We start from the raw sequence: 13,523 nt of genomic DNA on the forward strand, positions 1-13,523 counted from the left end.
TCCGGCGGCGGCCCCGGCTATCAGCCTGCGGTCAGCCCTTCGAGACGTTCAGGCCCTGGGCCTTCATCGCCTCGATGGTCTTGTCCTGGGTGGTGGTCAGCGCGTCGGTCACGGACGCGTCGCCGGCGATGGCCTTCTTCATCCCGTCGGTGAAGTCCGCCTCCACCTGCGCCATGGTCGGGCCCCACTGCCAGGTGTTGTCGGTGTCGGCGGCGGCCTCCTTGAACACGTCGAAGATCTTCTGGCCGCCGTAGAACTTGGAGGGCGCGTTCACGGCCGGAAGCGCCAGGCCGTCCTTGGAGGCCGGGTAGATGCCGGTGTTCTTGATGAGGTTCTCAACGCTGCCCTTGCTCCGGCTGAACCAGTCTGCGAACTCGACGGCCTCCTTCTGGTCCTTGCAGCCCTTCAGCACGGCCGTCGACGAACCGCCGTTGTTGGCACCGGCCTTGTCGCCCTTCGCCCACTGCGGCAGCGGCGCCACGGCCCACTTCCCGGCGGAACCCTTGAGATTCTGGGAGAGGAAGGTGTTGACCCACACGGCGCCGATGTGGGCAACGACCTTGTCCTTGTCGGCGTCGGCCATCCACTTCGCGTCGAGCGCCGGGGTGGTCTTCAGCACCTTGGCGTCGAGCAGGTCCTGCCAGTAGGCGGCGACCTTGCGGGACTCGGGGCTGTCGATGTTCACCTGCCACTTGCTGCCCTCGGTGCCGAACCACTTGCCGCCGGCCTGCCAGGTCAGGCCGGCCACGTCGTAGCCGTCACCGGGCGGGGTGGCCATCTCCACGCTCGGATCGGCCTTGTGGATGGCCTTGGCGACCTTGGCGAACTCCTCCCACGTGGTGGGCACCGGCTGCTTGAACTTCTTCAGCAGGTCGGCGCGGTAGAACATCGCCTCCGGGCCGGTGTCCAGCGGAATGCCGTACACCTGGTCCGCCACGCTGACAGACTTCCAGGTCCAGTCGACGTATTGGTCCTTGCTCTTGTTCGCGTACTGGCCCACGTCCTGCAGCGCGCCCGCGGCCGCGAAGCTCGGCAGGGTCTCGTAGCCGACCTGCGCCAGACACGGGGCGTTGCCCGCCTTCACGGCGTTCAGCATCTTGCTGTAGCCGCCCGCCGAGCCACCCGCGGTCTTCTGGAACGTGACGTGGATGTCCGGGTGGGAGGCGTTGAACATCGCCACCGACTTGTCGTAGCCAGGAGCCCAGCCCCAGAACGTCAGGTTCACCCTGCCGGCGGGCTTGTGCGAGGTGTCCTTCGACCCGGAGTCGGCCCCGCAGGCGCTGGTGGTGAACAGCGCGCCGACAGCCAGCAGAGCTCCGGCTCCGCGCACCCAAGAACTTCTCACTGTGTTTCCTTCCCGCCGCCGCGAGGCAACGGCTGAGGTGTCGTTCATCTGGATCGTTCTTCGCAGTCGGCAGCCAGCACCACGAACTCCCACTGGCCCATGGGCCGGGTGAGCTCGACGGTGCCGTCTGTGTACGAGGCCGGAAGTCGCTCACCGCGTGCGGTGATCTGCACGGCATCGGTGGGAGCGGGCATTGCGTTCGGGAGCCGGACGGTCAGGCGGGCCACCTCGTCCGGACCCGCGTTCCATACGACGAGCCGCCAGCGACGGCCGTCGGTGAGCGCCTGCGGCACCAGCCACGGCTGCCCTGACACCCGGGCATGGCGGCCGTCGCCGAGCCAGTCGGCCACGGCGCTGAGCTGGGCCGCGCGCTGCGGGGTCATCCGCACCCGCGCGGTGGCCGGCCAGGGGCAGACGGCGGTGCGGCCGCCGAGCGCGTTGCTGTACAGCACGAGCCCGGCACCGACGTCCGCGCCGCGCGGGTCGACCAGCCGGCTGGCGATCCGCGCGCCGGGCACAGGGTCGGCGACGGCGAGCGGCCGGTGACCGTTCACCTCGGCGTCAATGGAGACAGCGGCGCCCACACGCAGGGTGAACTCGGGGTCGGTGCAAATCTCCCGGGCCGGGATCGGGTCGTGGACGCCGGGGGTGCGCAGGCCGCGAACGCCGATCAGATCGCCGAAGCCGCGCCGGTGCAGAATCTCGGCAGCGGTGCCGTCGAGGATCAGGCCCCCGTGCAGCCAGTCGCGGAGCTGGTCGTCGGTGTAGGCCCAGACGGAGCGACCGGCGAGCGAGCGCACCGTGGTCTCGCCGCCAGGAAGCGCGGTCTGTGCAGCACGGAGGTCCATGCTCTCAGGGCGGACGGTCACCGCGTGCCCGATGGCCCCCAGCCACCCCGCCCACTCCCGGTGGTCGGCCTGAAGCGCCTGCCACCGCCCGGAGTTGCCGTCGTCGTCGACGCGAAGCTCACGTGCCGTCTCCGGTGACCAGGGAACGCCTATGCCGACCGTGCGCAGCGAGGTGGGGAAGGTGTCCGCGAGCCAGTCCAAGGTGGGCCGCCAGTCGGCCAGGAAGCGTGCGCGCTCGGGTTCGTCGTCGGGGTGGTTGCCCAGGAAGTCGTAGAGGCTGACGGCAAGTCCGTGGCAGCCGAGGATGTGAGCGAGAGCCATCTGGGCGCCGGTCTGCCGGAACGACTTGTTCCACTGCCCGTACGGCCAGCACTCGATCTCCGGGTAGCTCACCAGGCTGGACGGCTGCAGTCCGCGCTGGGCGTCCAACAGGGCTGCCGACAAGGGGAGTTCGGGTCCTGCGGTGTCGGAGTACGGCCAGAAGTGCGGACGGTGGATGCCCACCTTGTCGAGCCATCGCGACCAGTCCCGCCCCTCAGGGGCGTGCGACTCGGGGCGGCTGGACATCAGGCCGAGCTCCACCCCGTGCGCGTCCGCAATCGCGCGCCACTCGCTCAGCAGGCCGGCCGTGGTGTCGTCGAGCAGGTCCAGCCACTGCCGGCGCCAGGGGTGTGCCTCACCGGGCGCGGTGCAGGCGGCCACGAGCTCCGCGCGAGTGGGTGCCTCACCGGTGCGGGAGGCGAACTCGGCCAGGTGCAGGGGGCAGAAGCAGCCGCCCCAGTCGAGCGGGGCGTGGTTGTGCAGGCGGATGTCGTCCTCGATCCACACGGCGCAGACGTCTTCGGCCGCGTACTGGTGCAGGCACTCGGCGAAGTACGCCTGCCAGGCGGTATCGAGCGGGCAGACGGTGATTTCGGCTTCCGTGCCGTTCTGATCGACCATTGGCTGCCAGGATTCGCGACGCTTGCGGCCCCAGTCGCCGTGGCTGAGCGTGTGCCCGGGGTTGAGGCTGACACCGACTCCCGCGGAACGCAGGGCTGTACGCCAGGGGCGCGTGCGGTCGAGCCATGCTGCGACCTCTGCCACCGGCTCGTGCCCGTCGTTGAACTCCATGCCGAAGAAGAAGACACAGATCTCGTCGGCGCGACTGTCCTTCACCAGGCGCAGCAGTCGCTCTTCGACGTCCGCCACGTCGTCGGCGGGGTCCGCCTGAAGTCGCAACACGTATCGGGTCGACACGAGAATTCCCACCTCTTACCTGCTGGTCCGGGTGCCGTGCGAGCAAGGTGATCTGCCCTCGGCAGGACAGATCCTTCAACTTATCTGCTAAGCGGTCAAGTGCTTGGAGCGGAAAATCACCACCCTCCTCCGTCGTCGGCAGAACGTCTGATATGCGACCAAAAGGAGCGTCGTGGTTCGTACGGTCGCTGCAACGCGCAGCAGGAGACGGAAGGGAGTCCGCCTGGAGGCCAGGCTCGCGGGCCGGGGGCGACATCGCATGCACGCACCGATCGGGGCGATTACCCCACTGATGCCGGATCGGTTCGCCGATCCCTCGAGTGCGGCCTCGGTGACGAAACCCTTCTTCACGCAGTTCGGGCTGAGCTCGCCGATCGGACAGCCCCGACTGACGCGCATCCCTGCGGGAAGCCGGCCACCGCTTGGGCATCTCCGCCGTTTCAGCCGATGGCGTCAACTGCCGTCGGCGCCGGGCGCAGTGGTGGGGTGCTCACCGCGGACGCAGGTCCCGGTCCGGATGGAGGCATCCACAATCGCACCCCGGCCAGGGGCTGGGCCTCGCAGTGACGGCCACAGGGACGGGGACGGGGAGTGCGCAGGGCCAGCAGTAACTCCGGGGCCGGTCTACGAGTTACGGCACGCTTCCAGGTCTTCGCCGGTCGCGTCGAGGTGCGCCTCCATCGCCGCGACCGCGTCCTCGGGTGCGCCCGCCGCAATGGCATCCAGGATCCGACGGTGCGCGGCGATCGTCGCCTGCTGACTGTCACCCCTGTGCGACCTGGCCTCGAAGCTTGCCAACCGGTGCTCGGTCAGGACGTCCGTGAGCGACTCCAGGACCAGCTCCAGGATCCCGTTGCCCGCCATCCGCGCGATCTCCTGGTGGAAGGCGACGTCGAGAGCGACAAAACGCTCTCGGTCGTCGGTGGCCGCGGCCATCTCCTCGAGCAGAGGCGAGGCGGCCTCCGGAGAGGCCTCACCGGCGCGCACCCTTTCTGCGGCACGAGAGGCCATCGCACCCTCGATCGCGCCACGCGCATCCAGTACGTCGGCGAACCGCAGCGAGTCCTGGCGCAGCCGGAACCGCAGGATCTGCCCGAACACCCGCGCTGAGGGAACGTTCACCCGTGCCGGCCTGCCCTGGCTGGACACGAGGATCTCCCTCGCCGCCAGCGCCCGGATCGCCTCCCGGACCGCGAGTCGATTGACCCCGAACCGCGCGGCGAGCTCTCCCTCAGGAGGCATCTCGTCGCCGGGCTTGAGCCCGCTCTCCTGGATCAGCGTGGTGATCTCGCTCGCGACCTGGTCGAACAACGTGGTGCGCCGCACTGCCACGTAGGAACTCCTTCAAGAAGGCTGCTAGGCGCCTAAGCGTACTGCCGGGGGGTGCCTGTTGAGTCGGCACGGAGCGCGGTGCCGGTGTTGCCACTGGTCCGTTTCTCCGTGCCGCTCGCCGAACCCGGCGTACCCGTCTCCGAGTACCGGGCTCTCCACGGACTCTGTCGTTCAGGCGTGGTTGAGACGTGTCCAGGGGTTGGGGATCGTGTTGCCTCGGTAGCGGTAGCGGGTGACCGCCACCGCCTGGAGGTCGAACAGTTCGGTCCCGTCTGCCGAGAGCTTGTGCCACCGGCCGGTGTGGTCGATGAAGCGTCGGCGGGCGTCCTTCCACTTCCAGCGGTGCAGTGCCATCCACCAACTGATCACCCGGTGCCATGTGAAGCTGGCCAGGGAGCTCAGGGTGGCTTTGCAGACCGCGTGCTTGAAGTAGTTGGCCCAGCCGCGCATGATCTGGTTGAGCCTGATCAGCACGTCCCTGGGGTTCTGCTGCGACGTTCTGTTCGTCAGGGCACGGATCTTGTCCTTCAGCTGCCGGATGGGCCGGTCAGCGATGAAGGTGTAGACGTGCCACTTGTCCGTTCCTCGCTTGCGGCGCCACTGGATGCGGAACCCCAAGAAGTCGAACCCCTCCGACATGTGCACCACCTGCGTCTTTGCCTCCGAGAGACGAAGACCGAGTGGTTGCAGCACGTCGGCAATGTCCTCGCGCAGCGCCTCGGCGTCGGCGCGTCCACCGTCGACCAGAACCACGAGATCGTCCGCGTAGCGGACGATCTTCCAGTTCGGACGTCCGGCGGCGCGGCGTCGCCTGCGCAGGTGGCTGGTGGCCATCTCCTCGCCCGGTTCCCAGGGCTGGGTCAGGTGCTCGTCGAGCGCCGACAGGGCAATGTTCGCCAGGAGCGGGGAGAGGATGCCGCCCTGCGGGGTGCCGGTGAGCGTGTCCTCGCGGTTGTTGTCCTCGGTGAGGACGCCGGCCTTGAGGAACGCCTTGACCAGCCGCAGCACGCGCTTGTCCTTGACCCGCTCGCGCACCCGGTCCATCAGGGCCGTGTGGTCGATTGAGTCGAAGCACGCCTCGATATCCGCGTCCAGGACCCAGCGGTAGCCGTGGGTGCCGTAGAAGTGGATCTCGGCGATCGCGTCGTGCGCCCGCCGCAGGGGCCGGAAGCCGTAGGAGACCGGCTTGAAGTCGGCCTCGAAAATCGGCTCCAGCACCAGCTTGAGGGCTGCCTGGACCACGCGGTCGGCGATGGTCGGAATGCCTAGACTTCTGACCTTGCCCGAACCGCCCGGCTTGGGGATCTTGCGCTCGCGCACCGGCAGCGGGTGGAACTCACCCGATTTAAGTACGTGGCGAAGATCCTCCAGGAACCCGCCGCGCTGCTCAGTACCAGCGCAGGTACGAACCGCTCCGGCTCCATCGGCGGGCGCCGCCACGCACAGCGGGCGAGATCCGCCCATCGATCCCCGGCGCATATACGCAACTCACCTGATTCTTCGTCGAATTCAAGATCGTGGCCTCGAGCGGCTCCTGGGGGAAGCGGGTGCCTGTGTCACAGGCCGGCGGCGGTCTTGAACGCCGTCATGCGTGCTTTGCCTTCTGCTGTTCGGCCCTGGCCTCTCAGAGCGCGCAACGGGGCTTTGGCCAGATCGTTGATGGGCCTGACGGCAGTACCCAGAGCCGCCGCGTTCGTGGGGATGGCGGTATGGAGGGCTGGGGCCAGCTGCTCAGCGCAGGTGTCTGGGACGGTTTCCGGGGCCGTTTCGATCAGTACGCCGACGAGGCTGATGAGGTGGCTCAGCGTGCTCTGGTCGGTCTCGGTCTGTCGGAGCAGGACGTCCCACAGGGCGGTCTAGGCGGGCTCCCGGCAGTCGAGGCCAACGGCAAGGACGCGCGGCCGTGCTCCGGCGCGGCCTTCCAGCCGTACACCGGCCACCTGCGCGGCGTGCAGTACGACACGCTCTGCCGACGCCGCACGCGGGCCGACGACTACCTGTGCCGATTGTGCAAAGCGAGCCAAGCGTCGGTGTGGGATCACTGCCACGAACACGGCCGTGTCCGAGGACCGCTCTGCGGCAGCTGCAACACCCGTGAGGGCAAGGCCACTCCGTACGACTTCCTCCAGCTCGAAGGCGGCACGGCCAGGGCATTCTCATCAATGCACCGGGGAAACCGCCCCGCTGCGCGCGGAAGCAGCCCAGAACACCCGGCCGCTCCGCGCATAGAACAGCAAGGAGCCCCGTGCCCGACGAACTCACCAGCGCCGCCGCACCAGTCATCCGGCTACGACCGGACTTCCGCCCTACGGCATTCCTCTCCCGAACCGGCAAGTCCCTGCTCATCGCGGGGGACTGCGAGGACGGACCAGCCGTCGCGAAATTGCTGACCACCCCGGAGCCACTGTGGGCCGAGAAGTTCAGCACGGAGATCGACGCCTACCGGACCTTCGCCGCGACACCCCCGCCAGTGCCAGTTCCCGCCCTGATCGCCGCCGACAACCGGCACCACGTGCTGGTCGTTGAACACGTCCGCGGCAATTCTCCGGTCCCGGGCCGCGACCGGTTCCCACCACAAGCGCTGGACCCCGCACACGTCACCGCCATGCTGACGGCCATGACCAACCTCGGTCGATGGAGTCCCCCCGCAGGGGTGTTCACACGCACCCTCGACTACCTCGCACGTCTGGACCGAGACCAACACCAAGGCCTGACCACCCCGCAGGAACACCAGGCCCTGACCGACCTGTTCCACCAGGCCGGCACCGTCCTCGTACCAGGCCACGGAGACCCCCTGCCGACCAACTTCGTAGTCCGACCCGATGGACAGGTCACAGTGATCGACTGGGAGCACGCGGGACACTACCTCCCAGGACACGACCTGGCGGTTCTATGGATGGTCCTGGGCGCCACTCCGGAAGCCCGTCCACAGATCGAGGAACTGGTGGCCGACGGATCCCCGTCCGGCCGCGCCGCCTTCACCCTGAACCGGGCCATGCTGCTCGTACGAGAACTCCGCAACCACCGTGTGGTTCCCCCCTCCACATGGCGGGACGAACGGGTGGCGGCAATCGACCGTGACTGGCAGGGCGTACGCGAGCTGCTGCAGGCCGGGTAACACCGGACTGACCTCTCATCACCAACGGCCGGTGGACCGCATCACCGGCCCTTTCGCACGGCCGACCCGACAAGCCTGTACCCGCGGGAATATCGACCGGCAGCGCAGCGGTGGTGAGAGACCAGGCCGCCTTAACCTTGATCCACCGACGTGGTTTGGGGAGTGATCTTGTGACCGGTTGCGAGCCGGTTTCAGGTCGGCGGTTCGGCACGGGCAGGTTGTAGCCGCTGGTCTGCCCAGCTTTTCCACGGGTTCGGTTCCGATTGGGCCCTGGCGGCGGGCGGGTCGGGTAGGGGCTGTTCGTGTCAGCCGGGTGGGCCGTGGACGGTGTCGAAGAGGTGTGTCCAGGCGTGCTGCCAGGGCCAGTTGTGTGGCAGGTGCAGGGTGATGCGTCGTGCGGAGCGGGCGATCCGGGCCGGAACCTGGACCAGGTGGGTGCGGAGAGTGGCGGTGGTGGCTTTGGCGTGGAAGGCGGAGGTCAGGGAGCCGGTGGCCCGCAGCAGGTTGTAGGTCATCGCCCACAGGGTGAGCCAGGCCGCGTTGGCGTGGAAGTTCCCGGAGGGCAGGTGCGCCAGAGCTCCGGCTTTGCTGTCCGCGATGACATGCTCGACCACGGCGTGGTGGCGGTGTTCCCGCTCGGCCTGCAGCGTTGCGGCAGGCTGGTCGGTGAAGAGGGGGTGGTAGCGCCAGACGGGAAACAGCTCGCCCTGCTCACCCACAACGGCGGGTTTGGCCAGGTCACGGACCCGGCGCACGATCAGTCGGGCGGTGACCTGGTCACTCTTTTTGCGGCTCGCGAACGCGGTGTATTGGGGTATCTCGGCGACTTCGGCGTCCGAGATGAGCTCACCGGTGGCGGGGTCGGGCACCGCGGTCGGGTAACTGATGTGCTGCCAGGCATCGTTGGGGATGCCGAGGACGGCCCGCTTGATGGAGGGGTTCATCCCGGTGGTGATCGAAAAGTGGGCGCCGGCCCGGCGGCATGCGGCGATCACCCCGGCGTTGTAGAACTGTGAGTCGGCCCGCAGGATACGGGTCCCGGTGCAGCCGGCCTCGCGGGCGGTGGCCAGGGCCTCGCTCACGAATTTCGGGGCGCTCGGGAGTCTGCTGCCTTGCCGCGTCGCATCCGTACGCCGGCGATCACCGGCCTCGATTGTGGGGTGCAGACCGTGGCGAGTAGCGGGTGCAGGGTGCGGATGCCCTTGAACCGGCCGTACCCGGCGCCCTGTTTCGCCCGGCCGTAGACCCGCTTGTGGGTGGAGTCGACATCGATGAACGCCAGCTCGTCCGAGCCCGGCAGCAAGGGGGTGTGCGCGGCCAGTGCGGCCAGGAACCGGCGGTGGACAGCGTGGAGTTGAAGGGCATGACCGTGGGTGAACGCGCGGAGGAAGGTGCCCAGTGTGGACGGGGCACGGGCACCTGCGAACACGGCCGGCATCGCCCCGTGCCGCAGGACGTGAAGGTCGTCGATGGTGTCCGCACCCGCGGCCATGCCGCCCACAATGCTGGTGACCTTGGCGTCCGCCGCAGCCCCCGCCCCGTTCCTCGCGCCGGTCAGCTTCACCTTCTCGGCCACCAGCCGCGACAGCTCGCACCGCTCGGCCAGCCGCAGCACCGGCAGCAGCCCGGCATACGCGATCAGGTTCGGGTCATCGAACGCAGCGGAGACCGCTGCCGGAGTATGGGAAACTTGCATCTACGAGGTGCCTTGCTGATTGTGCGTGCTGGAAGCGTCAGAACTCCCATCATCGCAGGTCAGCAGGCACCTCTTCTTGATTGCTCATCCACAGCACGCGAGTCACTCGGTGGATCGAGGCTTAACCGCTCCCGTCCGCATCCCGAGCCCTTACGGGCACGAGCCCACTCCCCCGTGCAGTATTTTACCCCCGCGATGTCCGAAGTGCCGTGCAGGAGCAGCAGTCCCCGGGCCTTCTCGTCGCCCAGGGCGAGGGTCTGCACGATCGACGCGCCGAGGGAGAAGCCCGCGTACACCAGGCCTCGCTCGGAGTAGGGCGCGGCGGCGAGCACGGCGCGCTTGAGGAGCTCGTCCTTGCCGATCTCCTCGTTGAAGGCCATTCCCTCCTCCACGGTGTCGAAGGTGCGGCCCTCGAAGACGTCGGGTGTTCACACCTCGTGCCCCGCGGCACGCAGCCGGTCCGCCGCGGCGCGCACCGCCGGCCGCAGCCCGTAGGTGGAGTGAAAGAGCATGACGTTCATGGGCTCCATGGCGCCAGCCTGGACCGACGACGCCGCGCGGGCCCGTCTACGGACGGCTTCCGGCTCCAGGTTTGGACCGCGGCGGGCCGGTTACGGTCGGGGGCATGGAGAACGTACTGCGCCCGGTGATCGTCGTCGGCGGCTCGGTCGTGCTCACGCTGCTCGTCGGGTGGGCCGTGGACCGGCTGCTGCGACGCGCGGACGGCCGGCACCACGAGACCCCGCTGTGGGGACTGCTCCGTCGCGGCCGTGTCCCCTTCCAACTCGTTCTGTGCACCGCCATGCTCAGAGGGTCCTTCGCGCAGGCCAAGCTGCTGGAGGAGCACTCCACCGGCATCGGCCGGATCCTGACGCTGACCCTCATCGGCTCCACGGCCTGGCTGGTGGTGCGCATCGCCGCCGCCGTCGTGGAGACCTCGTACACCCGCTACGCGACCGCGCACCGCGACCCCGCCCGGGTCCGCCGGGTCCGCACCCAGGTGTCGCTGATCCAGCGGGTGGTGTCCGCGATCGTCGGTGTGGTCGCGGTCGCCGCGATGCTGCTCACCTTCCCGGCGATGCGGGCGGCCGGCGCCTCGCTGCTCGCCTCGGCCGGCGTCCTCGGCATCGTCGCCGGTGTCGCCGCACAGTCCACGCTGTCGAACCTCTTCGCCGGGCTGCAGATCGCCTTCGGCGACATGGTGCGCCTGGGCGACACGGTCGTGGTGGACGGCGAGTCGGGCACCGTCGACGAGATCACCCTGACCTTTCTGACGGTACGGACCTGGGACGAGCGGCGGATCACGATGCCCGTCTCGTACTTCACCTCGAAGCCGTTCGAGAACTGGTCGCGTGGCAGCGCCCAGATGACCGGCATCGTCTTCTTCCACGTCGACCACTCGGCGCCGGTGGAGGCCATGCGCGAGAAGCTGCGCGACATCCTGCGCGAGTGCCCGGCCTGGGACGGACGCGACTACGGGCTCGCCGTCACCGACTCCACTCCCAACACCATGCAGGTGCGCGCCCTGGTCACGGCCAAGGACGCGGACGACATATGGACAGTGCGGGTCACGGTCCGTGAGCGGATGATGCGCTGGCTGACCAAGGACCACCCCTACGCGCTCCCCCGCGTCAACACGGCCGACGCGGCACCGCCTCCGGGCAGGACGCTGCGGGGCCCGCGCCGCTACCAGGACGGCGCCGCGACCCACTCCTTCGAGCCTCCACGCACAGGCACGGGCCGCGGCTAGCCCCATGCCGAGGCCGCCACTGCCCCGCCACATCGCCGACTGCACAGGCCGTACTTCGGGCCCGACAGGGGTAGAAGAAGGCGCAGGGTGGGCTCGGTCACTCCACAGGGGGCCCGGCTCGTCGCGCTGTCCGAGCGGGTTGGGGCAGCACCGTGTCGCGCTGTGAGCCGCTGGGCCACGCCGAGTCTGCTGCGTGAGGCGCCTGCGACGACGTCGACGCAGTGGCGTGTGCTGCTCGAGGCGGAAGCCACGGGTGCGTGGACAGCAGTCGGCGTTACGTGCGCAAAACGGTTCGGCCGCAGGGTGGGCGAGAGTCAGTCGATGATGTCGACGCCGAAGCCGCGTGCCAGGTCGGCCAGTTGGTGGTCGTATCCCTGGCCGATGGCGCGTACGCGCCATCCCGGGCCACGCCGGTAGACCTCGGCGAGCAGCAGCGTTCGTTCGGTGGTCGCGGCGTCCAGGGTGGCCTGGGCCAGTGCTTGCGCGTCGGTTGCCTGGGCGACGGTGATCTCGATTGCTCCGGCATCGGCGAACGTCGCGGCTTTGTCGATGGCAGCGGCGATGACGATTTTGCGGACGGCGTCGGAAAGGGTGGAAAGGTCCGCTGTGATGGCTTGTTCGCTGGGGCCGCCGGTGGTCAGGCGCACCGTCGCGTCGGGGCTTTCGGGCGCCCCGTAGAAGACGAAGTCCTCGTCGCACAGGACCTGTTCGTCCTCGTCGAGCAGGAAGGCGACCACGTCGATCTCGCAGTCGGCCTGATGGCCCCAGGAGGCAGTCACCGTCCACGTTCCGGCGTCGCCGTGTGCAGTTGGAAGGTCGAAAACGCCGCCGCGGGGAAGGACTGGGGCGCGGGCCGGGTCGGCTGTTCCCGCTTGTGCGGCGGTGCCCGATGGCGGCGTGAGCGTGGCGAGCCAGTCGCCATCGTGGACCGGCAGTCCGCGTGCCGTGATGTGGGGCATGCGGCGGTCCTCGGCTCCACCGGTCAGGAGGATCACATCGGTGACGCCGGCGGAGAGGTTGACGGCGGCGGCGCCGCCCTGCTCCGTGATGCGGGTGCGCAGCGCCGAGGCTTGGTCGTGGTGGCCGCCCAGCACCAGGACCCGGCGCCCGGACAACGGTTGGGCGGAGGCCGGGTGACCGGTGCGCCGCTGTGCGGGTAGGGACGGCTTCGATGGTGCCGGTTTGGTGTGTGCGGTTCCAGGCTGCACGCTGGTGAGCAGGCCGAGGAAGGCTCCTTCGGTGATCACGGGCACTCCTGCACCGCGTGCCGCACGGTACTTGGCGCTCTCACAGTCGCACTCGTTGGTGACCAGCACGCTGGTGTGCCGGCTGACCGAGCCCATCACGTTCAGTCCTGCCGCGACGGAGCGTGCGATGAGTTCTTCGCGTGCGGTGCGGGTGTCACCGGTGAAGGCGACCTTCATGCCCTGTACCAGTGGGGCGCCAGGAGCGAGCGGGCCGGGGTTGCGGTGCGCACAGGGGGTCTTGGGAACCCGGGGCGGATACCCCGATCCCTGTTTGGGCGGGCATGCCACCAGCGGCAGGGCAAGGCCCAACTCCCCCGCTGCGGACAAGGAACCGCGCAGGATGCCGGCGAGCACCCGGGCATCGTCCAGCGCGTCATGCGCCCGCTGCTGCGGCACGTTGTAGTGAGCGGCCAAAGAGGCCAGTTTCAGATCATCGGTGGGCGGCGCGACCCGTCGGTTCAGCGCGAGCGTGCACATCCGCTGCGAGACCGGCAGCCAGGAACGAGCCCGGGCGAACTCGTGGGCGAGGAACTCGTAGTCGAACTGGGCGTTGTGGGCCACCATCACGCGACCGGCCAACAGCGTCCCGATGTGCTCGGCGACCTCCTCGAACACCGGCGCGCCTCGCAGCCGCTGTGCCGTGAGGCCGTGGATGTGCACCGGCCCGGGATCACAGCCCGGGTCCAGGAGCGTGGAGAACTCCTGGACCAGGTCCCCCGACGGATCCAGTGTCAGCACCGCCACCGAGAGCACCCGGTGCTCGTACGGCCTCAGGCCCGATGTCTCCACGTCCACGACCGCCCACCCGGTCGCTTCGGACACGGCGTTGAACACATCATCGAAAACCGGCACCCCATTCATGCCGTCAGCATCCCGCGTCCCGTCTCACCGCTCAAATCCCCCTCACAGCCTCATCTGTCATGCCAGCCGGTGGCTCTCGCACCAGGG

Annotated in this window: 7 protein-coding genes and 3 pseudogenes; 3 read left to right on the plus strand and 7 right to left on the minus strand. The window is 68.8% G+C overall.

Annotated features, from left to right (window positions below):
* Nucleotides 1–31: 31 nt before the first annotated feature.
* The 4 genes from OG456_RS45345 to ltrA form a co-directional block, all read right to left on the minus strand.
* Nucleotides 32–1,330, minus strand: coding sequence for an ABC transporter substrate-binding protein (locus OG456_RS45345; RefSeq protein ID WP_266570982.1), 1,299 nt, complete (start codon nucleotides 1,328–1,330; stop codon nucleotides 32–34).
* Nucleotides 1,331–1,389: 59 nt separating this feature from the next.
* Nucleotides 1,390–3,432, minus strand: a complete 2,043-nt coding sequence (locus OG456_RS45350; protein WP_266570983.1) for a hypothetical protein — start codon at nucleotides 3,430–3,432, stop codon at nucleotides 1,390–1,392.
* Nucleotides 3,433–4,056: 624 nt separating this feature from the next.
* On the minus strand, nucleotides 4,057–4,764 hold the full coding sequence (locus OG456_RS45355; protein WP_266570984.1) for a FadR/GntR family transcriptional regulator: 708 nt from the start codon (nucleotides 4,762–4,764) through the stop codon (nucleotides 4,057–4,059).
* A gap of 171 nt (nucleotides 4,765–4,935) precedes the next feature.
* Nucleotides 4,936–6,243, minus strand: a complete 1,308-nt coding sequence (ltrA, locus tag OG456_RS45360; RefSeq protein WP_323136464.1) for a group II intron reverse transcriptase/maturase — start codon at nucleotides 6,241–6,243, stop codon at nucleotides 4,936–4,938.
* A 230-nt stretch (nucleotides 6,244–6,473) separates the two neighbouring features.
* Here ltrA and OG456_RS45365 point away from each other — a divergent pair.
* Both OG456_RS45365 and OG456_RS45370 read left to right on the plus strand, forming a co-directional pair.
* A pseudogene (locus tag OG456_RS45365) lies at nucleotides 6,474–6,863 on the plus strand (endonuclease domain-containing protein); the annotation flags it as partial.
* A gap of 146 nt (nucleotides 6,864–7,009) precedes the next feature.
* Entirely contained in the window at nucleotides 7,010–7,882 is an 873-nt protein-coding gene (locus tag OG456_RS45370; protein ID WP_266570986.1) for a phosphotransferase family protein, read from the plus strand.
* 305 nt (nucleotides 7,883–8,187) lie between these two features.
* Here the strand turns inward: OG456_RS45370 and OG456_RS45375 are convergent.
* Together OG456_RS45375 and OG456_RS45380 are read right to left on the minus strand one after the other, a co-directional pair.
* Nucleotides 8,188–9,578: pseudogene (locus tag OG456_RS45375) on the minus strand (IS1380 family transposase).
* Nucleotides 9,579–9,769: 191 nt separating this feature from the next.
* Nucleotides 9,770–10,099, minus strand: a pseudogene (locus tag OG456_RS45380) (dienelactone hydrolase family protein); the annotation flags it as partial.
* A gap of 104 nt (nucleotides 10,100–10,203) precedes the next feature.
* Between OG456_RS45380 and OG456_RS45385 the strand changes: the two are divergent.
* Nucleotides 10,204–11,328 carry a mechanosensitive ion channel family protein gene (locus OG456_RS45385; protein WP_266570987.1) on the plus strand — a complete coding sequence of 375 codons (1,125 nt, stop codon included), beginning with the start codon at nucleotides 10,204–10,206 and terminating at the stop codon, nucleotides 11,326–11,328.
* Nucleotides 11,329–11,642: 314 nt separating this feature from the next.
* Here the strand turns inward: OG456_RS45385 and OG456_RS45390 are convergent, their stop codons facing one another.
* Entirely contained in the window at nucleotides 11,643–13,436 is a 1,794-nt protein-coding gene (locus OG456_RS45390) for a DEDDh family exonuclease (RefSeq protein WP_266570988.1), read from the minus strand.
* Nucleotides 13,437–13,523 lie beyond the last annotated feature (87 nt).

The sequence above is a fragment of the Streptomyces sp. NBC_01446 genome (assembly GCF_026340095.1).
In the GTDB taxonomy this organism is placed as follows: domain Bacteria; phylum Actinomycetota; class Actinomycetes; order Streptomycetales; family Streptomycetaceae; genus Streptomyces; species Streptomyces aureus.

Coding starts and splice junctions, on each gene's coding strand:
- ltrA (WP_323136464.1), bottom strand. CDS start 6,243: ATGCGCCGGGGATCGATGGGCGGATCTCGCCCGCTGTGCGTGGCGGCG.
- OG456_RS45390 (WP_266570988.1), bottom strand. CDS start 13,436: ATGAATGGGGTGCCGGTTTTCGATGATGTGTTCAACGCCGTGTCCGAA.
- OG456_RS45385 (WP_266570987.1), top strand. CDS start 10,204: ATGGAGAACGTACTGCGCCCGGTGATCGTCGTCGGCGGCTCGGTCGTG.